The sequence below is a fragment of the Pedobacter sp. genome (assembly GCF_965249885.1).
Lineage (GTDB): Bacteria > Bacteroidota > Bacteroidia > Sphingobacteriales > Sphingobacteriaceae > Pedobacter.
In genome coordinates this window covers 2,146,028-2,168,379 of the sequence record NZ_OZ252254.1, presented here as the reverse complement: position 1 = coordinate 2,168,379, position 22,352 = coordinate 2,146,028, and the positions used below count along the sequence as shown (strand labels likewise).

The window sequence follows — 22,352 nt, the reverse complement described above, 5'->3', positions numbered from 1 at the left end:
TATTTTATTAGAATTACCACTTAAGGCGATTTAATACATTAATATCTATTGATTGTGTGTTGCGATATACCATAACGATGATACTTAAACCAACGGCAACTTCAGCAGCGGCCAAGGCCATGATAAAGAACACGAATACTTGTCCAGATGGATCATTGTGATGTACCGAAAATGCTGCTAAAAGCAAGTTGACCGCGTTTAGCATCAACTCAACCGACATGAAAATTACGATAGCATTTCTTCGTGTTAGTACACCAACAACGCCAATGGTAAAGATAATGGCACAAAACCAAATGTAATGGTTTAATGGTACCGACTGCATATTTTCAAATAAACTACCCATTTGCTTTTTCCTCCTTTTTGGTTAATAGTACCGCACCCACCATTGCACTTAACAGCAATAGTGAAGAAAGCTCAAAAGGTAACATGAACGGCCCAAAGAGCTCCTTACCAAGGTTTTCTACCAATCCTAAACTTGGATTTTTTAATACTAGCGGACTGGTAATTGCCACCGATTTCAAAGAACCAATTAAAGTAACTACCAAACATCCACCGGCTACTATGCCTATAATTTTAAGCAAAGCCGATTTATTGGGCTCATTTTCTTTATTGAGGTTTAATAACATGAGCACAAATAGGAAAAGTACCATAATGGCTCCCATGTAAACAATAAAATTAACTACTGCTAAAAATTGTGCGTTTAGCAATACATAATGAACCGTAAACGTAAAGAACGTTAAGATTAAGTATAGCACACTATGGATTGGATTTTTTGCAAAAACCACCATCAGCGCAAATATTACGCTTAGTGTTGCTACGAAATAGAATACTGATGTACCCATTAATTTTTATTTAGTTGTTTCAATTTTACCGTCATTGCGAGGCACGAAGCAATCTTATTTGTTTTACTCTATCATTGTTAGGATTGCTTCGTTCCTCGCAATGACGGAAAGGCTTATTTCTCTAGTGGAGCTTCTACCAATTTATCTTTACCGTAAATGAAATCTTTACGCAGGTAATCTGCAGGCACAATTGGTCCATCTAAGTAAATGGCCTCCTTAGGACAAGCCTCTTCACATAACCCGCAGAAAATACAGCGCAACATGTTAATTTCATAAACCGATGCATATTTCTCCTCACGATAAAGGTGTTTCTCATCGTTTTTACGCTCAGCGGCAATCATGGTAATTGCTTCTGCTGGGCATGATAACGCACAAAGACCACAAGCGGTACAGCGTTCTCTACCCTGCTCGTCTCTTTTTAGGGAGTGCATACCTCTCCAGTTGATGGAAAACTCACGTTCCTGCTCTGGATATTTAACGGTAGCTGGCTTCTTTAAAAAGTGGCTGATAGTAGTTTTTAAACCACTTGCAATTGCTGGCAAATACATGCGCTCTGCCAAGCTCAAGGGTTTTGGTACTAATACTTTTTTCTTATTGCTTAATGATTCCATGTCGCTCTAAAAATTATTTACTATAGCAATAACAATTCCTGTAATTACAATATTTGCGATGGCAAGAGGAATTAAACCTTTCCAGCCTAAGCCCATCAACTGATCATAACGGAAACGAGGGATAGTCCAACGTACCCACATGAAAAAGAAGATAAATGCAAATATTTTCATGAAGAAGATAAAAGACCCAAATAATGGTGCCCAAGTTGGACCCCAATGCGCCGCAATGTAATCCATACCTGGATAGTTATAGCCTCCAAAGTATAGTGCTGCCATTACCGTTGAAGAAACAAACATGTTGATGTACTCAGCAAATAGGTAAAATCCTAATTTCATTGAAGAGTACTCCATGTGATATCCACCATTTAACTCGGCCTCACATTCAGGTAAATCAAAAGGTGCACGGTTAGTTTCAGCAAAGGCACAAACCATAAAAATAAGGAAGCCTAATGGTTGCTTAAAGAAGTTCCATGTGAACCATCCGTCAGCCCAAAAACCATGTTGCTGAGATACAATCTCTTTTAAGCTAAGTGTATTGGTTACCAAAAGCAAAGCAATGATGGAAAGTCCCATTGCAATTTCGTAACTGATATTTTGCGATGCAGCACGGATAGCACTTAACAAAGAATATTTGTTGTTTGATGCCCAGCCACCAATCATTACGCCATAAACACCTAATGAAATTACGCCAAAAATGTATAGTAAACCCACATTGATATCCGTTACCTGCAAGGCTACAGTTTTACCGGCAATTTGAACATCTTGTCCCCAAGGAATAACCGCTGTACCTATACAAGCACAAAGCATGGCTAAACCAGGACCTACCATAAACAGCCATTTATTAGCGTTCGCAGGTACAATTTCTTCTTTCATGAACATCTTTACCCCATCGGCCAATGGCTGTAAAATACCAAAGGGACCAGCTCTATCAGGGCCAAGCCTATCTTGCAAAAATGCAGCTACTTTACGCTCAGCATAAGTAGAGTACATTGCAATGAGTAAGCTAATGGCAAATAATGCTGTAATTAGGATAAACTTCTCTATAACAAAATCGATTTCCATTAGATTTTAGTAGTTTTTTCTAGTTCACGTTTATTTGCTTCTTGTAACGACAAGTTTTCTTTAATTACCGGAAGCGGTTTAAATGTTTCGTAATGGTTTGAAGCAATTACTGAAGTATCAGGAATGTGCGTTGGATGCTCTAAAGTCCAATCAGCAGTTTTCTTTTTATCAAAACGACATTCGTTGCAGATAAATTCTTCCACCTCACCAAACTGATCTTTTCTGGCGGTTACACGCAACACATCTTCGCCTTTGTACCAAAGTGTTACCTTACCATTACATTTTTCGTGTGTACAATTTCTGTGTGCATCAATTGGCTTAGTAAACCAAACACGGTTTTTGAAACGGAAAGTTCTGTCAGTTAAGGCACCAACCGGGCAAACATCAATTACGTTTCCTGAAAAATCATTATCTACCGCTGTTTGGATATAGGTAGAGATTTCTGAGTGATCTCCGCGGTTTAAGATGCCATGAACACGTTTATTGGTAATTTGATCGGCAGTAAACACACAACGGTAGCACAAAATGCAACGGTTCATGTGTAATTGAATTTTATCGCCGATGTCAATTCTATCGAAGGTACGGCGTTCAAACTCGTATCTGGTTTTTTGCAAGCCATGCTCATACCCAAGGTTTTGCAAATCGCACTCACCAGCCTGATCGCAAACAGGGCAATCTAACGGGTGGTTAATTAACAAAATCTCTACTACGCCAGCACGTGCTTCTAAAACTTCAGGCGATGTAATATTTTGCACTTCCATACCGTCCATCACTGTTGTACGGCAAGATGCTACCAATTTAGGCATCGGTCGAGGATCTTTTTCAGAACCTTTGCTCACCTTCACAATACAGGTTCGGCATTTACCGCCACTGCCTTTTAATTTGGAATAATAGCACATAGCAGGAGGTACGATGTCGCCCCCAATCTGGCGGGCAGCATTTAAAATGGTAGTACCATTTTCTACCTCTACTGTTATTCCATCAATGGTTACTTTAACTAAATCACTCATTCTTTAAGTCAAAAGTGAAAATTAAAAATTAAAAACCTAAGTGGTTTCTAACTATTCTTTATTTAAATTAATGATTATTGAGGCTACAATTTTTGAAATTTCGTCAACCTTTACCAATAACCCTTTTATTATCTCTCTATCTATTTCAATGACTTCCGTATCTCTAATCAAGCAAAGCCAATATTTTGTCTCATTTGCGGATTTTAATGCAATTGCATAAAAATTCCTAAAATCTTTTTTTGAACTTCCTGCCTTAGCCTCTACCAAGTTAGCCCCTACAGAAGTCGCACTTCTTAATAGTTGGTCAGCAATGGAAAAGTATAGTCTGTCAAATTTTGCGTTGGATATCAGGTTAATGATCGCTTTCGAAAAATGATAAGCTCTCTTTTTGATATCGTATGTCTTTTCATCAGACATTTTTACTTTTTAATTTTGACTTTTAACTTCTTCCGGAGCTTTCTCAATCGGATTAGCATAATTTGCTAAACCATAATTAGTACTTTGGCTTTTCATTGGCTCTTTTACATGCCATTCAAATTCATCTCTAAAATGCCTAATAGCACTTGCCACCGGCCACGAAGCTGCATCGCCAAGCGGACAAATGGTATTACCCTCAATTTTACGCTGTACATCCCACAATAAATCGATATCTTCCATCGTTCCATGGCCAAACTCAATTTTATGAAGGATTTTTTCTAACCAACCTGTACCTTCTCTACATGGAGAGCACTGACCACAACTTTCGTGATGGTAGAAACGTGAAAAATTCCAAGTGTTGCGAACAATACATTGATCTTCATCAAAAGCGATAAAACCACCTGAACCTAACATGGTTCCTGTAGCAAAACCACCTTCCGATAATGACTCGTAACTCATTAAGCGAGGTTCGCCATTGGCATATTTCAAGGTTAAATTAGCTGGCAAAATTGGTACTGATGAACCTCCGGCAACAGTCGCTTTTAGTCGTTTACCATTGGCAATGCCACCGCAATATTCATCAGAATAAATGAACTCTTCCACCGGTAAACCCAACTCTATTTCGTAAACGCCAGGCTTAACCAAATTACCCGAAGCTGATATCAATTTAGTTCCTGTACTTCTACCAATACCAATTTTAGCATATTCATCACCACCATCATTTACAATTGGTACAACGGCAGCTATGGACTCCACATTGTTTACTACCGTTGGGCAGCCATACAAACCAGCAATTGCGGGAAATGGTGGTTTAATACGTGGATTTCCTCTTTTGCCTTCTAAAGATTCCAGCAATGCAGTTTCTTCTCCGCAGATATAAGCACCGCCACCCGGCTGTACATAAAGTTCTAAATCATAACCTGTGCCGAGGATATTTTTACCTAAAAATCCAGCAGCTTTAGCTTCAGCTATAGCACGCTCCAGAATTCTAATTTGAGGCATCATCTCCCCTCTTACATAAATATAAGAAGTATTGGCGCCCAAGGCAAAACTCGATACAATCATCCCCTCAATTAACGCATGAGGAATATGTGTCATTAAATACCTGTCCTTAAAAGTCCCTGGTTCAGATTCGTCTGCGTTGCAAACCAAATAACGTGGCACACCCTCTGGCTTTGCCAAAAAGCTCCATTTCATTCCGGTAGGGAAACCTGCTCCACCACGACCTCTTAGTCCAGATTTTTTCACCTCCTCCACAATTTCATCTGGAGTTAAGGTTTTTAATGCTTTCTCAACAGCACGGTAACCGCCTTTTTGACGATAAACCTCTAGCGTGTTGATGCCGGGCACATTGATATGTTCTAATAATAGTTTACGTCCCATTTTGTTAGATATGAGATGTGAGATGTGAGATGTAAGACTAGGTGTCCAATCTCAAACTCAAATCTATTGTCGCAAATCTTTATTTTTTAAATCGTCTATTAATTGATCTACCGATTGCTCGGTTAAATTTTCGTAAAACGTATACTCCGGACCAATTTGTAAAACCGGACCAAAACCACAGGCGGCCAAACACTCTACACCTCTCCAACTGAAAAGTCCATCAGCAGTTACTTCGCCTTCTTTTACGCCTAATTTTTGCTCAATATGGTTCATGATTTTTTCGGCTCCTACCAAACAACATGGTCCGGTACGGCAAACCTCCAAAACGTATTTCCCTTTAGGTTCTAAAAAGTACATCGTATAAAAACTTGCTACTTCATAAACCTCAATTGGCTGAATGTTAAGATATTCCGCAACTTTATCCATGGCGGGCACGCTAGTCCAACCGTATTCTGCCTGTACCAAATGTAACAAAGGCAAAAGAGCAGATTTTTGTCTTCCTTCAGGATAGCGTTTTACAACTTCATCAAACTTAGCTAGCAAAGCTGATGAAAATTCTACAGGTTGTGTTTCTTCTACTTTAAGCATCTAATTCTCCTGCAATAATGTTCATACTACTCATGTTGATAATGGCATCAGATAACAACATACCCTCGCTCATTTTAGCATACATTTGGTAGTTAATAAAACTAGGTCTTCTAAAATGCAGACGATAAGGGCTTCGGCCGCCATCGTTAATTAAATAAAAACCTAATTCACCATTTCCTCCTTCAACTGCGTGATATACTTCCGCTTTCGGCGCATCAATTTCTCCCATCACAATTTTAAAGTGATAGATCAACGCTTCCATGTTATTATAAACTTGTTCTTTTCCAGGAAGATAAAAATCAGGCACATCGGCATGGAATACACCTTTAGGCTCCGATTTTATTTTTTCCATAGCCTGTTCAATAATGCGCAAGCTTTGCCACATTTCCTCGTTACGCACTAAATACCTATCAAAGATATCGCCGCTGGTACCCACCGGAATTTCGAAATCAAAATCCTGATAAGAAGAATATGGCTCGCTGATACGTACATCGTAGTCAATTCCTGTTGCACGCAACAATGGACCTGTCCAACTGTAGCTTAGTGCATTTTCTGCTGTTACCTCTGCTACACCTTTGGTACGATCGATGAAGATTCTATTGCGGTTTAGCAAGCCTTCAAACTCACGCATCGCCACTGGAAACTCCTTCAAAAACTTATTGATCTTCGCAAAAGCGACATCGTTAAAATCTCTTTCTAAGCCACCAATACGACCAATATTAGTAGTTAAACGAGCTCCGCAAATTTCTTCGAAAATCTCGTAAATATGTTCTCTATATTGGAAAAGATAAAGGAAAGTGGTAGTTGCTCCAGTATCTTGCGCAATAATGGTATTACAGATGATATGATCTGCAATACGCGAAAGTTCCATGATAATTACCCTTAAATAATCTACCCTTTTAGGCGTTTGAATATTCAAAAGCTTCTCTACAGTCATGTGCCAACCCATATTATTAATTGGCGATGAACAATAGTTTAAACGATCTGTTAAAGGGGTAATTTGATAAAACGGACGATGTTCCGCAATTTTTTCAAAAGCCCTGTGAATGTAGCCAATAGTGGAAACACCACTAACGATACGCTCGCCATCCATTTGCAAAACGTTTTGGAAAACACCATGTGTTGCTGGGTGTGTAGGCCCTAGGTTTAGGGTTACCAATTCACTTTGCGGATCGTTATCTGTATATACTGGTTGATTGTAACTCATAACTATCTACCAAAAAATTCGTCTTTTTTATCTACCCTGTTTGGATCTTCCAACGGGTATTGTTTCAGCATAGGGTGCACGCCCAAGTCATCCATGTTTAATATTCTCCTTAAATCTGGATGTCCTTCGAACTTCACACCAAAGAAATCATAAGTCTCTCTCTCCATCCAATTTGCACCGTTCCATAATACGGTAGCACTAGCAATTCTAGGATCTTTTTCGTTTAAGAATACTTTAACACGAACCCTAATACCGCTCACCATGCTATGCAAATGATAAACAACAGCAATATGTTCCTTTTCAGGATAGTGAACCGCAGTAATATCAGTTAAAAAGTTAAAGTTGATACGACCGTTTTCTTTAAGGAAAGAAAGCACGTCAATTACTTTATCTTTAGTAGTGGAGAAGGTTAACAAGCCATAAGGCTCTGAAACATCAAAAAGCTGCTCTCCAAATTTCTCTCCAAGGAGATCAATCAATTCTGTATTTGTTGCTTTAGCCATTATTGTATTCCGTAACTCGCTAACAATTCTTTGTACTCAGGAGAATGTCTTCTTCTGCCCGATTCATTTTTCACTAAATCCTGTATGCGCTGGAAGCCATCTAAGATAGCTTCTGGTCTTGGTGGACAGCCCGGAACGTAAACATCCACCGGGATGATCTCATCAATACCCTGCAATACCGAATAAGTATCAAAAATGCCTCCGCTTGATGCGCATGCACCAACTGCCATAACCCAACGAGGTTCTGCCATTTGAAGGTACACTTGCTTTAACACCGGCCCCATTTTCTTGGCAATGGTACCCATTACCATTAAAACATCAGCCTGGCGTGGCGAGAAGCTTAACCTTTCTGAACCGAAACGGCCAAAATCATAATGCGAACCCATGGTAGCCATAAATTCGATACCACAGCAAGAAGTTGCAAATGGTAGCGGCCACAATGAATGTGAACGGGCTAAACCAATTGCTTTGTCTAAAGAAGTGGCAAAAAAACCATTTCCTTCAATGCCTGGAGGCGCCTCAACTATTTTGATTTCACTCATGCTAATAAACAAAAATGCTTGTCCAAATATAATTAGGACAAGCAGCAAATTTACAATATTTAGTAGGAATTGGAGGTTAACAGCATCATTTAGAAACAATCTAAATAATTAGCTTTTAACTTTCTAATGCCAATCTAATGCTCTCTTTTTTAAGATATAGATAAAGCCTAATAATAGTGTTCCCATAAACACAAACATCTCTATTAATCCATTCCACCCTAGCTCTTTAAAGTTAACCGCCCAAGGGTACATGAAAATTACTTCCACATCAAACAATACAAATAAAATGGCTACTAAAAAATACTTAATAGAAAATGGCTGACGGGCATTACCAATTACTTTAATTCCTGATTCGAAGGTGGTAAGTTTATCGTTGGTTTTCCTTTTAGGGCCTAAAAAGTGGGTAGCTACAAGTGTTACCACAACAAAACCTAAAGCTACAATTACCTGAAATATAATAGGAATAAAATCTTGCGCTGTACTTTGTGCTTGCATAACAATGATGATTTTTGGCAAAATTAAAATAAAAAGGCAGGATTACAAATCCTGCCTTATCTATAAGCTTATAAATATTATTTCTTAATTGGAGTTTTTTTAGCTGCTGCGCCACCGCCTGCTAAAAACTTCAAGTTATCTGTTGCCAAGGCATTTGCTGGATCAAGAGCTAAAGTTTTGTTAAAATATTCCTTAGCCTTTTCTTTATCCGTAGCTGCCCAAATAGCACCTAGATAGTTGTAAGCTTCAACCAACTGCGTTTTAGAAGCTGCTTCTTTACCTTTTGATGTAATAAGTTCAATGTACTTCTCGTAGTAAGGCACTGCTAACTTACCAGTGTTTTCCGCATCATCAAGATTTTTGTTAACACGAGCTCTGTAAAGGTATGCCACTTCATAATCGGGAGCTAACTTGGTTAACTTAGAAAATGCAGTATCAGCTTTAACCAGCATATCTTTTGAAGTTGTATTACCTCCTTGATTGGCATAAGCCCAAGCAAAGTAATTAGACGCACCTAAATAGTAATAAGCCATTGCTATGTTAGGGTTTTTAGAATTTGCTTTAACTACTTTTTCGTATACTTCTGAAGCTTTAACAAAGTTCTTAGCAGTATAATATTTATTACCAATAGTAGCTAACTCTTCAACTTTAGTTGAATCCAACTCAACAGCCTTAGCAATATTAATATAAGCCAAGCTGTCTTGACCTAAGCTTTGTTGTGCTCTACCTAAATAAAGATAATCTGAACCGATGATACGAGAAGCATCTTGAGTTCTACCGAAAAGCTCATTCATGTATTTTAATCCTTGCTCGTAGTTTTTGTTTTCGATTGAAGAATAACCTCTCATCCTTGTTACTACGAACGTTTTAGGATTTTTTGGATCCGGCGCATTCAAAGTAGCTACCTCTTTTTCTAAAGTTTCAAAATCGCTAGCATACACTAAGAACTGGGCGTAACGTAAACGAGAATCAAAAGACTTATCAGTTAAGTCTAGATACTTTCTCATATTTTGTAATGCTTCAGCTTTTTTAGCTGGACCATTTTTTGGATCTGCAAAAGACCACTGCATCTGAGCTTCTGCTAACTCTCTGTAAGCAGGTCCGTAATTAGGATCTGTTTCGATCACTTTTTTGATTTCAGTTTCAGCTTCAGCAAAAGCAAATGCATCTTTATACATTTTACCGATTTGCACGTGAGCTCTAGATAGATTTGGATTGATATCTAACGCTCTTAAATACATCGGATAAGCTTCAGTGTTCTTTCTTTGATAAGCATAAAAATCAGCTAAAGCCAAGAAAGTCTCAGGATCTTTATCTTTTGAATCTAACTCGTCAGCTTTTTGTAAGTTAGGCAACGCCTGAGCATAATCAACATTTTTCTGATCAATGTAAGCTCTACCAATCGCTAAGTAAGTCTGATAATCTTTAGCTTTCAAGCCAATAGCCTTATCAAAGTTAGTTTTAGCGTTAGCAGCATTGCCTTGCAATAAATCCGTTTGGCCTAAACCAACAAAATTCAAAGCATTTTTAGCATCTGCGGTAGTACCATTGGTAAACGCCACTCTTGCTGAGTCAATATCATCTGTTAATAAATAAACTTTCCCTAGGTTAAAGTAGTTGTCACCTTCTTTAGGTTGATTTGCCACTAAAGTTTTTAACATAGATGTTGCTTTTTGGTATTGTTCAGCATCTATTGCTTTTTTAGCATCGGCTAAACTTTGAGCAAATGAGGCAGTGCTACCCATCAATAATAAGCCCGTGGCCAAGGCTATGTTCTTCTTAATCATTTTCATTGTCTGCATTTGTTAATTTAAGAAATACTGCGACTGCATATTTACAGCTTTCTCTATTTCCCTAAGTTGATAAATTCTATTTTTTGTCGTTAGTTTTAAAGTTAAATTCTCTTTCGGCTATTTTGTGGGGTCCTAGACCCGACTTCAATACTATTAATTGTCCGCGTTGACTTAGTAACCAGTTTGCAAAACCCGTGCCTAAACCATTTGTTCCTTCAGCGTTTATTACGTAAACATTTCTTAAAAATGGATATTTTCCATTAATCAAATTACCCTGTGTAGGCTGATAAAACGCATCTCCGCCCTTTTTATTGGGTAAATTTTTAACCGCTAAAGTTTTAACCTGCCCTAAATAAGCTGAAGCGCCTTTAACATTTTTTAACAACCAGCTTACTCCAATTACTCCGATGTAGCCTTTATTGTCAGCTACATACTTAATTACGTCGTCGGTTGTTTTTAGTGTATAAACGCCTTGCTTCGGCAATTCTTTAATGCCTGCTGAATCTATAAAATACCTGATCGTACTCGAATAGGCGTTATCAAACACTAATTTTTTACCGGAAGTTGAGGTACCACGCATCACATTGTAGGCTTCTTCTACAGTTATCGTAGAATCAGGCACGTCTTTATTTACTATTAACGCTAAGCCATCAATTGCAAACCTGTCTGTATAAATTGGGCTATTCTTTCGCTTGTAAAAAGATTCCTCGGCAGGTTTTAACATTCTCGACAAGATAAGCATTTTTATTTTGCCTTCCCTAAATTTTGGCAAAATCTCATTTTCGTTGCCAACAACTACCTTTACGGTAGCATCTGGATAGTCGGATTTGAACACTTCGATTTGATCATCAAGAATACGAGCATAGGTTTCATCAACTAATATTGTTGTATTACCCGAAGTACGCGTTTCACTAACCTTATCTTTATCTGTTTTCCTTCTACATGAAAAACAGGTAAAAGCAAAAACCAGAACGAGTGCCAAGCTCCATACTTTTCTCATTATAATCTATTATCTCTTGTTATTCTAAAAAATCTAATCGCTGCGTAAACAATTAATACCACGCTAAAAGCAATACGGTATTTTTGAGGAAACTTCTCTGAGTCTAAGTTCATTTGATCACCAAAAAAAGCCACAGCTATTGCCAAGGCAAAAAAGATGATGATCATTGCAACCCCTAAAATAAACAGAAATCGCTTTTGAGGCGATTTCTGTTCTGAATTATCTGAATTAAACATGCTTAACTATTGTTGCAAGCTAAATTTAATTGGAATGTTATACTTAACACGCACCGGTTTACCATTTTGCATACCCGGATTCCAACGTCTACTTAACTTTAATACACGTACTGCTTCTTCATCTGTACCGTAACCCAATTTTCTATCAATTTTGATATCGGTTAACGATCCATCTTTTTCTACGGTGAAGGATACGAATACGTTTCCTTGTATATTGTTTTCAGCAGCCATTGGTGGATATTTAATGTTATCTCCAAGGAATTTGTAGAATTTTTCGATACCACCTGGATAAGCTGGAGGGTTCTCCATACTTACAAAGTTGTATACATTATTATCTTCTACTACTACCGCTTGTTTAGGACCTTCACCTGCTGTAGTAATCTGTACTGGTTCAGCAGTTGGGTCACCTTCAATTGTTTTCTGACCTGGGTCAGCTTTTTTCAAATCCTCAACGGTTGGTGGTTGCTCATCACGCACCAAATTGTCAGGTTTAACAATTGGCGGAGGGAACTTCACCTGATCCTGCTTTGGTGGTGGCGGCTCCACTGGTGGAGGAGTTTGCACCTCAGGATTAATTGGTGGAGGTGGTTGCATAACTACCTCGGTTACTTTCTCTGGCGGCGGTTCAGGAACCAATCCTTTAATTAAAGCATAAAGCCTTGGAGCCAGAAAAAGGAATACGAAAATTGCCGAAGCAATAAACAACGATTTAGTTGTATTAGAAGCGTTAGTTTGACGAAGCTCGTAAGCACCGTAAGCCTTGTTCTTCTTTGCAAATACAACGTCAATCCATTCCTTATTAAATAAATCTATTTTAGACATTGCTCAATTTTTTATTTAGTTATCAACTCACTATAAAATCCCTTTGGATTTCATAAAATCTCTTTCGCTATCCAAAAGATGCTTAGGATCATCATCAACGGCAGGTGCGCTGATATTGGTTTTAGTGATATTGATTTCATCCATGATGTCTACAAAGTTTTTGTAAGTAGCACCATCGGTTGGTTTAACAATCACTACAATATCTCTACCTGTTGATTCTTTAACTTCCTTTTTGTTCTTTAACAATGAAGCTCTAATGTTATTAAAACCTTCAATTGTTGGAGCCGATTTACCAGCCTCTCCCATATACCAAGCAATCCTATCATTTTTGCCCAATAAAATGGTCATCGTCTGCGACTCTCTAAGTTCAAGCCTGTTTTCATCCTTTGCATCCTTATCAGGCTTTGCAATATCCATAGCCTGTGGCTTTGATAACGACGTGGTTAACATAAAGAAGGTAATCAAAAGGAAAGCTAAATCCACCATCGCAGTTAAATCTACTTTGGTTGATTGCTTCTTACTCCTTACCTTGCCTTTGCCCCCGTCGTTACTGGAGGTATCTAATTCTGCCATTGCTTAAATCTTATTGTGCACCGCCTTCAGACGATGTGATTAAACTAAACTTGTTAATTTTCTGTCTTTGAAGCAAATCAACTACCTTTCTAACTACCGGATATTCTTCGTCTGCGTTTCCTTTGATACTTAAACGCATGTCGATACCGTGTAATTCAGAAGTTGCATAACGAGCCTCTTTAATCCAATTAAATAACTCGTTGTTGTTAGTTGTATCCAAAGGAATACCTGATTGGATACCTGATTTGTTTCTTTGCTCTCCATTCATGGCTAAGAACTGTTTTAAGTTTCCAAACGGCACACCAAATGAAGATACAACTGCAAATTTTTGCGCTTCTTCTTCGGTGAATGTTTGACCATAAATGTTGCCCATTCTAGCAAGTGTTGCTTTTTTTACGTCTTGACCAACGATTTCTAAGAACACTTTGCCTCTACCAATGCTCACAATAGAGATATCTTTATCTGGCACTTTAAATTGTACCGAAGAAGACGGAGTTGTAATCTCCAATGGATCTGGCTGGCGGGCAGTAGCTGTTAAAATAAAGAACGTAAGCAACAGGAACGACACATCGCACATGGCAGTCATGTCAATCGAGGTACTTGTTCTTTTAACCTTTGCTTTCCCCATAATCTAAAAATTATTAATACTTTAACTAATGATGCTATTTGTTCCGGTTTTCCATAAAGCCGGCAAAAGAAAAATTAAATAATTCTTATTTATGCGTGCTAGCATAAGTTTGGATGATGCTGAAACCAGCTTCATCAATAGCATAAGTTAATTTATCGATTTTAGAAGTAAGGATGTTATACATGATGATCGCGAAAGTTGAGGTAGAGATACCCGTTGCTGTGTTGATCAAAGCTTCAGAGATACCAGTTGCTAATGCCGCTTGATCTGGAGCACCTGAGTTAGCTAAACCACCAAACGCCTTGATCATACCTGTTACTGTACCTAATAGACCTGTTAATGTACCTACAGATACTAATGTAGCAATTACAGTTAAGTTTTGCTCTAACATTGGCATTTCTAAAGCAGTAGCTTCTTCGATATCTTTTTGGATAGCAACAATTGATTGCTCAACATCTAAGTTAGTATCAACTTCTACTTCGCTGTATTTTTTCAAACCTGATTTGATTACGTTAGCAACCGAACCTTCTTGTTTATCACACTCAGCCATTGCAGCTTGGATGTTACCAGTGCTTAAGAAAGATTGAATTTTTTTAACGAATCCTTCTAAATTACCTTTACCAGTAGCTTTACCAATAACGATTAAACGCTCAATTGAGAATACGAATACCATTAAAAGCATACCAATTAGGATAGGCACGATGAAACCTCCTTTGAAGGCCATACCACCGTAGTTACCTGGGTGAGGAAGGAATGAGTGAGTATCGTCATTGTAGAAAGCTAAAGATAGTGAGCTGTTTGCTTTAGCTACGTCTTCTGGAATGTTAAAGTTAGATGGTTTACCTAATACGAAGATAAAAAGGGTTACACCAATAATAATACAGATTGGAATAACTAGGGTAGCAAATAAGTTAGACGCTGAAGCGCTGCTCTCTTTTTTAGCTGGTGTAGGTTTTGGTGCGTTTGCCATTTTTTTAATTTTTAGTTTTAGTACTTGTTTTTTAAATTTCTAATTAAATAAATAAGTTAATACACTCAACGCAGCCTAGGCCGAATTGTTGCGGAAGCAAATTTATAATTTTGATTTAAATTACAAATTAAATATTCGCTACACAATTAATTCGTTACTTAAGCTACATGAAGCGTGCATAACTAAAAAAGATTGCCCTTTGAGACAATCTTTACGCAATTAAAACTAAAAATTTAATTAAATGCAAATTTTTGAAAGAAAAAAAAGTGTTACACCACCATTTCTTTAAGCTGTGGCATGCCTTTTTTCATCTCTTCATCGGCAAATTCTTTAAAGTCCTCAAAGTTGTCTAGAAATGCTTTTGCCAACTCGTTTGCTTTTGTATCATAGGCCGTTGCATCACTCCAAGTGTTTCTTGGATTTAGTACTTCTGTTGGCACATTAGCGCAAGAAGCGGGCATTGCTAAACCAAAAACGGGATGGTTTACAAAAGTTGCATTTTCCAAATCACCGTTAAGTGCGGCAGTAATCATAGCTCTAGTGTAGGAAAGTTTCATTCTACTTCCCACGCCATAAGGGCCTCCGCTCCAACCAGTATTTACCAGCCAAACATTAACTTGATTTTTTTTCATTTTTTCGCCCAGTAATTTTGCATACGCTGTAGGATGCAAAGGCAAAAACGCTTTTCCAAAGCATGCAGAAAAAGTAAGTTGTGGTTCGGTAACGCCAGTTTCAGTACCGGCTACTTTTGCAGTGTAGCCTGATATAAAGTGAAACATGGCCTGTCCAGGTGTTAGTTTTGAAATTGGCGGCAATACTCCGAAAGCATCAGCAGTTAGGAAAAAGATATTTTTTGGCACTGGTGCTACCGATGGTTCCATTGCATTGCTAATGAAGTGCAAAGGGTAAGCCACTCGAGTATTTTCCGTTTTATCGATGTTAGAAAAATCCACATGACGCGAATTAGGAAAGTAGTTGATATTTTCTAATAGCGCACCAAATTTAATGGCGTTAAAAATTTGCGGTTCTTTTTCAGCTGTTAAATCAACACACTTGGCGTAACATCCCCCTTCGAAGTTGAATATGGTGCCTTCGCCCCAGCCATGTTCATCATCTCCAACCAAGGCTCTATTAGGATCGGCAGAGAGTGTGGTTTTACCTGTTCCTGAAAGACCGAAAAACACCGCAGAATCTCCATCTTTACCAACATTGGCCGAGCAATGCATTGAAAGGGTGTTTTTTTGATGTGGCAATACGAAGTTAAGCACCGAAAATATGCCTTTTTTTATTTCTCCAGTATAAGCTGTACCGCCAATAAGTATAATTTTCTTAGTAAAGTTTAATATGGAGAAGTTCTCTTGTCTGGTGCCGTCGGTGGCTGGATTGGCCAAGAATGAAGGAATGGCGATAATGGTCCATTCTGGCTGAGTTGGCATTTCCTCATCCTCATTATACCTTAAAAATAAATTGTTGGCAAAAATATTCTGAAAAGCATGCTCGGTAATTACCCTGATGCTAGTTGCGTAGTTTTTATTGGCACAAGCGTAGGCATCCCTTACGTAAACCTGCTTGCCTTCTACAAACGCTACCATTTTCTGGTAAAGCGCATCAAAATAATGCTCACTAATTTTGATGTTCACATCTCCCCACCAAACAGTTTCGCGGGTTAGGTCATCATCAACAATAAATCTGTCCTTTGGTGAGCGGCCCTTGAATTTCCCTGTGTCAACAGCTAAGGCTCCAGAATCGGCTAATGTCCCCTCGCCATTCTTGATTGCTTCTTCGACTAATTCGGGCACACTGAGCTGGTATTTGAAATCCAACGCAGAAAGCCCCAGGTAGTCTAACTGAGGTTTTTGGTTTCTATACTTGGTCATATTTTTGGTTTAAATATGCCGCAAAGCTAAGGAGTTATTTATCCAAAAAACACCAAATTGTGATAAAAATTTTACTTATTGTGTCAATTACACTATTTAATATTTATCTGACATACAGATATTTAAACACAAAATTAACCGCCAGACTTTTTGATTTTATATCCTTCCTTTTGAAGATATAAAAAGACTTTTTCCTTAAAATCGCCCTGCAAGATTATCTCACCGTCTTTTGCATTTCCACCAACACCACATTTCGTTTTTAGCGTTTTAGTTAATTGCTGCAAATCTTCATCAGTACCAACAAAACCAGTAACCAAGGTAACCGTTTTACCTCCCCTATTTTTTCTATCGAGCATTACTCTCAAATCTTGCTGTGCATTTGGTAAAGTATCCTCAGCTGCGCTATTGGTATCTTCGTACACAAAGTCAGGATCAGTTGAAAACATGATACCGCTAAAATCATTAAATGTCTTTTTCTTTTTCATGCTATCTACAATGGTTATTAGTTCACTAGTTGATTGGTGTATTAGTCACCCATCTTGTATCAGTTTGAATTTCTAAGGCTGCGTTAAAACATTTAACGAAGCAGGCACTATTTTTATTTCCAGCATTTCGCCTAACTGAAGCGGCTCGCCATCTAAATGTACCGCATCCGGGGCATTGCGCTCAATACGAATGTGTTTTCCTCTGATAATTTTTACCAAGCTTGACTGGTGTGTTTTTGCGGTGATCATTTGGAAAGCCAACAAAGGTAACTTTAGTAAGGATATAGGATGAATGATACAAACATCCAAATAGCCATCAGTTAGTGAAGATTTAGGCGATATATATACATTGTTGCCGTATTGAGATGAGTTAGCGATACTGATCGCAAATGCTGGCTTATCGTGCTTCACGCCATCTATCTCAATCCGATAAGGCTGTGCTTTGTAGGTGGTGATTTCTTTAAATCCTAATTCCACATAGCTTTTTAAGCCTCGTTTTTTGTTGCCGGCAAAAACCGAACTCAAATGGGCATCAAAACCCATTCCTGCCATATTAAAGAACTTTTTACCGTTTAGCTCGGCAGTATCAATAGTTTGGGACTGTGCTGCATTAATTAAAGCAATGGCCTTTTTGGGATCAAGAGGGATTTTTAAGAACCTGGCCAAACCGTTGCCTGAGCCAAATGGTACAATACCCAGTACTTTATCACTATGCACCAATTTACTTGCTACCTCATTGATAGTCCCATCGCCCCCTACAGCCACAATGATGTCGTAATTTTTCTTTTCTGCCTCTTCGGCAAGCTCAGCGGCATGCCCCACATATTCAGTAAAGGTGTAAATAGGTGCAAATTTTTCCTTGTCAAGATATTTATCTATCAAAGCCGGCAAAGTAGATTTCTTTTTACCGCCCGAAATAGGATTAATGACAAATAGGATATTGGACTTGCTCACCGACATAAATAATTAGCGCACAAAATAATTGATAATTTTTGAGTATTAAAATTTATTGTAGTAGTTTTGCGGCGTTAGAGTGGACTGATTTGCTCATCCCTAGTTTTGGATGGATTGCAACCACGTAAAAAAAAGTGCTAATTTATTTCTACACTTCTATTTACCAGCCTATTTGGGTAGCCAGCCATTTTAACTTTTATTGTTTTTTTATTTAATAAAATTTTAAGATGTCTTATTTATTTACATCAGAATCAGTATCTGAAGGTCACCCAGATAAAATTGCTGACCAAATTTCTGACGCTCTAATTGATAACTTTTTAGCTTTTGATGCAGATTCGAAAGTGGCTTGCGAAACCTTAGTTACTACTGGTCAGGTAATTTTAGCAGGCGAAGTGAAGTCAAAAACATATTTGGATGTACAACAAATTGCTAGAGATGTGATCGAAAAAATCGGTTACACCAAAAGCGAGTATATGTTCGAAGCAAAATCATGTGGTGTGCTTTCTGCTATTCACGAGCAATCTGCGGATATTAACCAAGGTGTTGATAGAACCACTAAAGAAGAGCAAGGTGCCGGCGATCAAGGAATGATGTTTGGTTATGCTACCAACGAAACTGAAGATTTTATGCCTTTGGCTTTAAACTTGTCGCACAAATTATTACAAGAGCTTGCTGTTTTGAGACGTGAAAACAAGGAAATCACTTATTTACGTCCAGATGCTAAATCGCAAGTTACGTTGGAGTACGATGACAACAACAAACCAGTAAGAATTGATGCTATTGTAATTTCTACTCAGCATGATGACTTTGCTGATGAACCTGCAATGTTGGCAAAAATCAAAGAAGATATCATCAACATCTTGATTCCTAGAATTATTGAAAGCAATCCGCAATACGCACATTTATTCAATGATCAAATTCAATATCATATTAACCCAACAGGTAAGTTTGTAATTGGCGGGCCTCACGGTGATACTGGCTTAACTGGAAGAAAAATTATTGTAGATACTTACGGTGGCAAAGGTGCTCATGGTGGTGGTGCTTTCTCAGGTAAAGATCCAAGTAAAGTAGATAGAAGTGCGGCTTATGCTACACGTCACATTGCTAAAAACTTAGTTGCAGCTGGCGTAGCCGATGAAATTTTGGTACAGGTTTCTTATGCTATTGGCGTAGCTAAACCAATGGGAATTTACATTAACACTTACGGCACAAGCAAAGTAGGTAAAACCGATGGCGAGATTGCCAAAATTGTAGAGGATATTTTTGACATGCGCCCTTACTTTATTGAGCAGCGCTTGAAATTAAGAAACCCGATTTATAGTGAAACTGCTGCCTACGGACACATGGGCCGCAAATCGGAAACAGTTACTAAGACTTTTAAATCGCCAAATGGCGAACAAAAAACCTTAAATGTAGAGTTATTTACTTGGGAAAAACTGGATTATGTTGACCAAGTTAAAACCGCATTTGGTTTATAAGATCAAAAATCACCTGGCACAACACTACGGATATGGCCAGGTGATTTCTTTTTAAAGCTATATTCCTTTAGCTTTCATAAAACTTTTTTCCTCATCGAGTATATACTTATCGTCAATAGCGTAGGATTTAATTTTATTGATTTGCATTTCATCTAAAATGTCTACAAAGTTTTTATAAACCGAAGTGCTTGTGGGCTTAATGATGACATACAGGTCTTTGAATTTTGAATTTTGATGATCTTTAGCGACTAAAGCGCTTTGCTCCAAAATCGCCTTCCGTATTTGCGAGAAATTTGCCACCTTCATTAGACTATTACTGGCTTCGCCCATATAAAAAGCCAGTTGGTTATCTTTTCCTAATAAAATGGTCATTGTTTTTGATGCTGGATAGGGTGTTCTGACTTGCGTATTAGCTGTTGGATCAGGCTTTGCGATATCCATTGCATTCATCTTACCTAACGAAGTGGTGAGCATAAAAAACGTAATGAGTAGAAAAGCTAGATCAACCATTGCAGTTAAATCCACACCCATTACAGGTTTGCGAGTACTTCCTTTTACGGCCTTGCCGTTTTGAGGAACATTAAGAGTAGCCATTAGTTCATTTTTTAAAGATGATGGCTACACTCAATTTATTCCATAAAGATTTTACTTAATGGCAGTAATTACCCCACATCCTATACGAGGTCCGGAATTTCCTGTAGGTTGTGTTTCGTAATCATCAATGCCTCCGTGTACTATAATTCCCCTGCCGATGATATTGCTAGGTTCATCTGCTGCAACGCTCCATCTATTACTGCTTATTGATATTTTAGCCTGCCCTTTGCTATCAAGGGATATGTTACCGATATCACCCGAGTGAAAACTTTCAGAATCCCATTTGCCATGCTGTTCGTTGGTAGGGTTCCAGTGCCCATGAGTATTTTCCCCCATGTTACCGCAATCGCCGTGCTCGTGAAAATGAACTGCTACGCTGCTATCCGCTTTTTCAGGAAGATTAATTTCCATATCCATCTTGACTTTCCCATCAGACATTTGAAAAAACTCAACTTTGCCTATTTCGGCATTATTTGACGTGGCATTTAATGTAGCCGCCGCTACTTTTTTATCCTCTGTTTTACAACTAACAATTGAAACACTTATTAAGAGTAGGGCGTAAGAAAGGTACTTTTTCATCATTTAAATTATTTAATTAGAGTTCTATTGATTGACTTTGAACGTATATAAGTGGTTAATTTACAACAAGTCGATTTCGATTTGGTTTGTAAAGACGGTTCATTTTAGGTAGTTAGTGCAAAACCATTCGCTTAAATGGTTGTTTTTAACTTATAAATTTAACGATTATGGAACAGCCAGTTGAAATGAATACCCTTAGCCAAATCTTAGAGAAACTAAGAAAAAAAGGCATAGATCACGAGTTAAAGATGACCGATCACGGTAAAATGCAATCAAAAGATTTGAACAGAATTTACAGTACCGATGACCTAACTATAGTAAAAACCTATAGGTTTGAGGGAATGTCGGATCCGGCGGATAACTCTGTACTTTATTTAGTAGAAGATAATGATAAGAACATTGGATATATTTTGGATGCCTACGGTGCATATTCGGATAACGATGGAGCAGCATTTGCAGACTTCCTTAAAAAAATCAATACTGCCGATAGAGATGAGCAAGAACTGTTCAAGTGAGATAATCAATAGAAATCTCCCAAAAAACTAATTAATAGCCCATTAACCCCAAATTAATGGGCTTTTTTATTTCTTAAGTCAAATTTTAGGCAAGATTAACTATCTTTAAGGCAACACCCATTTTTGTTAAACCTAACGAAATAAATGAAAAAGCCTGTTACCATTAAAGAGATTGCAAAAAAACTTAATCTATCTTTCTCTACCGTATCAAGAGCTTTACATCAACACCGTAGTATTAGTGCTGCTACACAACAAAGAGTGAGGGAAACGGCTGCAGAGTTAGGTTATGAGCCTAACCAGACGGCCATATTTTTTCAGCAAGGTAAGACTTTTACGATTGGTGTGATATTGCCTGAATTGGAAGAATCCTTTTTTGCAGAGGCGATAAGTGCCATTGAAGATATCGCTTACGATAGTAATTACACTTTGATGGTTGCTCAATCTCACGATGATGAAAATCGGGAAAAACTGTTGGTAGAAAAAATGAGAAGCCATCGAATTGACGGGCTATTAGTTTCTGTGGCTAAAAACACCAAGAATTTCGATCACTTTGAGCTATTAAAAAATTATGGAATTCCAGTAGTTTATTTCGATAGAGTACCTCCGCTAAAAAACATTAATTATGTGGCGAGTAATATAGAAGCTGGGAGTATGGAAGCTGTAAATTATTTACTCAAGCGAGGTCATCGAAATATTGGTTTAGTCAACGGCCCTCAATCTTTAGTTTCTAGCGGGCAAAGAAAGGAAGGCTATATTAAAGCGATGCAAAAAAACAGGCTAAAGTTTGATCCAACTTTTGTTGTGAACTGCGATTTAAGTGAATCAGGAACAATTGAAGCATTACAAACACTAGTAAAACATAAACGTAAGCCAACAGCAATTGTAGGCTTTAATGATTATGTAACCGCTTTTGCTATTAAGGAAGCGCTAAAGCTGGGCATCAAAGTAAATGACGATATTGAGTTTGTGAGCTTTTCAAATGCACCAATTACCAAATACATGCAATATCCACCTCTAGCATCAGTGGAGCAGTTCCCGGCAATACAAGGACAAAGGGCAATTAATACCTTGTTGGATTTAATCAAGAACAAAGATGATGCTGAGCAAGGATTTTATAAAATTGTAATAGAGCCAGAATTAAGGGAGCACCAGTAAGCTATTAATAATCAGCTGGTAAAACTTAGCGAC

The 22,352-nt window shown here is 38.0% G+C and carries 27 protein-coding genes; 3 read left to right on the top strand and 24 right to left on the bottom strand.

The features are described from left to right. Positions 1–13: 13 nt before the first annotated feature. From nuoK to ACY2A0_RS09130, 22 genes are all read right to left on the bottom strand, one after another. A complete protein-coding gene (gene nuoK / locus ACY2A0_RS09235) occupies positions 14–343 on the bottom strand; it encodes an NADH-quinone oxidoreductase subunit NuoK (RefSeq protein WP_113638474.1) in 330 nt (109 codons plus the stop codon). Further along, positions 336–842, bottom strand: a complete 507-nt coding sequence (locus ACY2A0_RS09230; RefSeq protein WP_113638475.1) for an NADH-quinone oxidoreductase subunit J family protein — start codon at positions 840–842, stop codon at positions 336–338. The genes nuoK and ACY2A0_RS09230 overlap by 8 nt, the downstream gene beginning before the upstream one ends. Before the next feature lie 113 nt (positions 843–955). Continuing rightward, entirely contained in the window at positions 956–1,453 is a 498-nt protein-coding gene (locus tag ACY2A0_RS09225; RefSeq protein WP_113638476.1) for a NuoI/complex I 23 kDa subunit family protein, read from the bottom strand. A 6-nt stretch (positions 1,454–1,459) separates the two neighbouring features. After that, entirely contained in the window at positions 1,460–2,515 is a 1,056-nt protein-coding gene (gene nuoH, locus ACY2A0_RS09220; protein WP_113638477.1) for an NADH-quinone oxidoreductase subunit NuoH, read from the bottom strand. Then, the gene (locus ACY2A0_RS09215) at positions 2,515–3,525 is read right to left on the bottom strand and encodes an NADH-quinone oxidoreductase subunit G (protein ID WP_113638478.1); all 1,011 of its coding nucleotides are present in this window, start codon (positions 3,523–3,525) and stop codon (positions 2,515–2,517) included. Before ACY2A0_RS09215 ends, nuoH begins: the two co-directional genes overlap by 1 nt. A gap of 51 nt (positions 3,526–3,576) precedes the next feature. Next, positions 3,577–3,942, bottom strand: a complete 366-nt coding sequence (locus tag ACY2A0_RS09210) for a four helix bundle protein (protein ID WP_461789200.1) — start codon at positions 3,940–3,942, stop codon at positions 3,577–3,579. Between the two features lie 9 nt (positions 3,943–3,951). After that, positions 3,952–5,325: an NADH-quinone oxidoreductase subunit NuoF gene (gene nuoF, locus ACY2A0_RS09205; protein ID WP_461789199.1), complete on the bottom strand. Its 1,374-nt coding sequence runs from the start codon at positions 5,323–5,325 to the stop codon at positions 3,952–3,954. A 63-nt stretch (positions 5,326–5,388) separates the two neighbouring features. Further along, the gene (locus ACY2A0_RS09200) at positions 5,389–5,913 is read right to left on the bottom strand and encodes an NADH-quinone oxidoreductase subunit NuoE family protein (protein WP_461789198.1); all 525 of its coding nucleotides are present in this window, start codon (positions 5,911–5,913) and stop codon (positions 5,389–5,391) included. Then, positions 5,906–7,120: an NADH-quinone oxidoreductase subunit D gene (locus ACY2A0_RS09195; protein WP_461789197.1), complete on the bottom strand. Its 1,215-nt coding sequence runs from the start codon at positions 7,118–7,120 to the stop codon at positions 5,906–5,908. The genes ACY2A0_RS09200 and ACY2A0_RS09195 overlap by 8 nt, the downstream gene beginning before the upstream one ends. A gap of 2 nt (positions 7,121–7,122) precedes the next feature. Beyond that, complete coding sequence (locus ACY2A0_RS09190; RefSeq protein ID WP_461789196.1) at positions 7,123–7,623, bottom strand: NADH-quinone oxidoreductase subunit C; 501 nt, start codon at positions 7,621–7,623, stop codon at positions 7,123–7,125. Further along, entirely contained in the window at positions 7,623–8,165 is a 543-nt protein-coding gene (locus ACY2A0_RS09185; protein ID WP_097133603.1) for an NADH-quinone oxidoreductase subunit B, read from the bottom strand. Before ACY2A0_RS09185 ends, ACY2A0_RS09190 begins: the two co-directional genes overlap by 1 nt. Before the next feature lie 123 nt (positions 8,166–8,288). Next, positions 8,289–8,660, bottom strand: a complete 372-nt coding sequence (locus ACY2A0_RS09180) for an NADH-quinone oxidoreductase subunit A (RefSeq protein ID WP_461789195.1) — start codon at positions 8,658–8,660, stop codon at positions 8,289–8,291. 77 nt (positions 8,661–8,737) lie between these two features. Next, positions 8,738–10,453 (bottom strand): tetratricopeptide repeat protein, encoded by a 1,716-nt coding sequence (locus ACY2A0_RS09175; RefSeq protein WP_461789194.1) that lies wholly within the window; start codon positions 10,451–10,453, stop codon positions 8,738–8,740. Between the two features lie 76 nt (positions 10,454–10,529). Next, on the bottom strand, positions 10,530–11,453 hold the full coding sequence (locus tag ACY2A0_RS09170) for a PstS family phosphate ABC transporter substrate-binding protein (RefSeq protein ID WP_461789193.1): 924 nt from the start codon (positions 11,451–11,453) through the stop codon (positions 10,530–10,532). Beyond that, on the bottom strand, positions 11,453–11,689 hold the full coding sequence (locus tag ACY2A0_RS09165; protein ID WP_461789192.1) for a hypothetical protein: 237 nt from the start codon (positions 11,687–11,689) through the stop codon (positions 11,453–11,455). The genes ACY2A0_RS09170 and ACY2A0_RS09165 overlap by 1 nt, the downstream gene beginning before the upstream one ends. Before the next feature lie 6 nt (positions 11,690–11,695). Beyond that, positions 11,696–12,511, bottom strand: a complete 816-nt coding sequence (locus ACY2A0_RS09160; protein WP_461789191.1) for an energy transducer TonB — start codon at positions 12,509–12,511, stop codon at positions 11,696–11,698. A gap of 30 nt (positions 12,512–12,541) precedes the next feature. Then, a complete protein-coding gene (locus ACY2A0_RS09155; RefSeq protein WP_461789190.1) occupies positions 12,542–13,084 on the bottom strand; it encodes an ExbD/TolR family protein in 543 nt (180 codons plus the stop codon). Between the two features lie 10 nt (positions 13,085–13,094). Further along, entirely contained in the window at positions 13,095–13,712 is a 618-nt protein-coding gene (locus tag ACY2A0_RS09150; protein ID WP_461789189.1) for an ExbD/TolR family protein, read from the bottom strand. A gap of 85 nt (positions 13,713–13,797) precedes the next feature. After that, on the bottom strand, positions 13,798–14,682 hold the full coding sequence (locus ACY2A0_RS09145) for a MotA/TolQ/ExbB proton channel family protein (RefSeq protein WP_461789188.1): 885 nt from the start codon (positions 14,680–14,682) through the stop codon (positions 13,798–13,800). 269 nt (positions 14,683–14,951) lie between these two features. Continuing rightward, the gene (pckA, locus tag ACY2A0_RS09140; RefSeq protein ID WP_461789187.1) at positions 14,952–16,559 is read right to left on the bottom strand and encodes a phosphoenolpyruvate carboxykinase (ATP); all 1,608 of its coding nucleotides are present in this window, start codon (positions 16,557–16,559) and stop codon (positions 14,952–14,954) included. 134 nt (positions 16,560–16,693) lie between these two features. Beyond that, positions 16,694–17,044: a translation initiation factor gene (locus tag ACY2A0_RS09135; RefSeq protein WP_461789186.1), complete on the bottom strand. Its 351-nt coding sequence runs from the start codon at positions 17,042–17,044 to the stop codon at positions 16,694–16,696. A gap of 72 nt (positions 17,045–17,116) precedes the next feature. After that, the gene (locus ACY2A0_RS09130; protein WP_461789185.1) at positions 17,117–18,004 is read right to left on the bottom strand and encodes a diacylglycerol/lipid kinase family protein; all 888 of its coding nucleotides are present in this window, start codon (positions 18,002–18,004) and stop codon (positions 17,117–17,119) included. Positions 18,005–18,225: 221 nt separating this feature from the next. On the opposite strand from ACY2A0_RS09130, the gene metK reads away from it, so the two are divergent. Continuing rightward, complete coding sequence (gene metK, locus ACY2A0_RS09125) at positions 18,226–19,476, top strand: methionine adenosyltransferase (RefSeq protein ID WP_461789184.1); 1,251 nt, start codon at positions 18,226–18,228, stop codon at positions 19,474–19,476. 57 nt (positions 19,477–19,533) lie between these two features. On the opposite strand, the gene ACY2A0_RS09120 is transcribed toward metK, so the two are convergent. Then, the gene (locus tag ACY2A0_RS09120; protein WP_461789183.1) at positions 19,534–20,070 is read right to left on the bottom strand and encodes an ExbD/TolR family protein; all 537 of its coding nucleotides are present in this window, start codon (positions 20,068–20,070) and stop codon (positions 19,534–19,536) included. A gap of 51 nt (positions 20,071–20,121) precedes the next feature. Further along, positions 20,122–20,652: a superoxide dismutase family protein gene (locus tag ACY2A0_RS09115; RefSeq protein ID WP_461789182.1), complete on the bottom strand. Its 531-nt coding sequence runs from the start codon at positions 20,650–20,652 to the stop codon at positions 20,122–20,124. Between the two features lie 164 nt (positions 20,653–20,816). Here ACY2A0_RS09115 and ACY2A0_RS09110 point away from each other — a divergent pair, with 164 nt between their 5' ends. Beyond that, the gene (locus ACY2A0_RS09110; RefSeq protein ID WP_113638496.1) at positions 20,817–21,164 is read left to right on the top strand and encodes a hypothetical protein; all 348 of its coding nucleotides are present in this window, start codon (positions 20,817–20,819) and stop codon (positions 21,162–21,164) included. Between the two features lie 144 nt (positions 21,165–21,308). Continuing rightward, the gene (locus ACY2A0_RS09105; protein ID WP_461789181.1) at positions 21,309–22,319 is read left to right on the top strand and encodes a LacI family DNA-binding transcriptional regulator; all 1,011 of its coding nucleotides are present in this window, start codon (positions 21,309–21,311) and stop codon (positions 22,317–22,319) included. Positions 22,320–22,352: the final 33 nt, after the last annotated feature.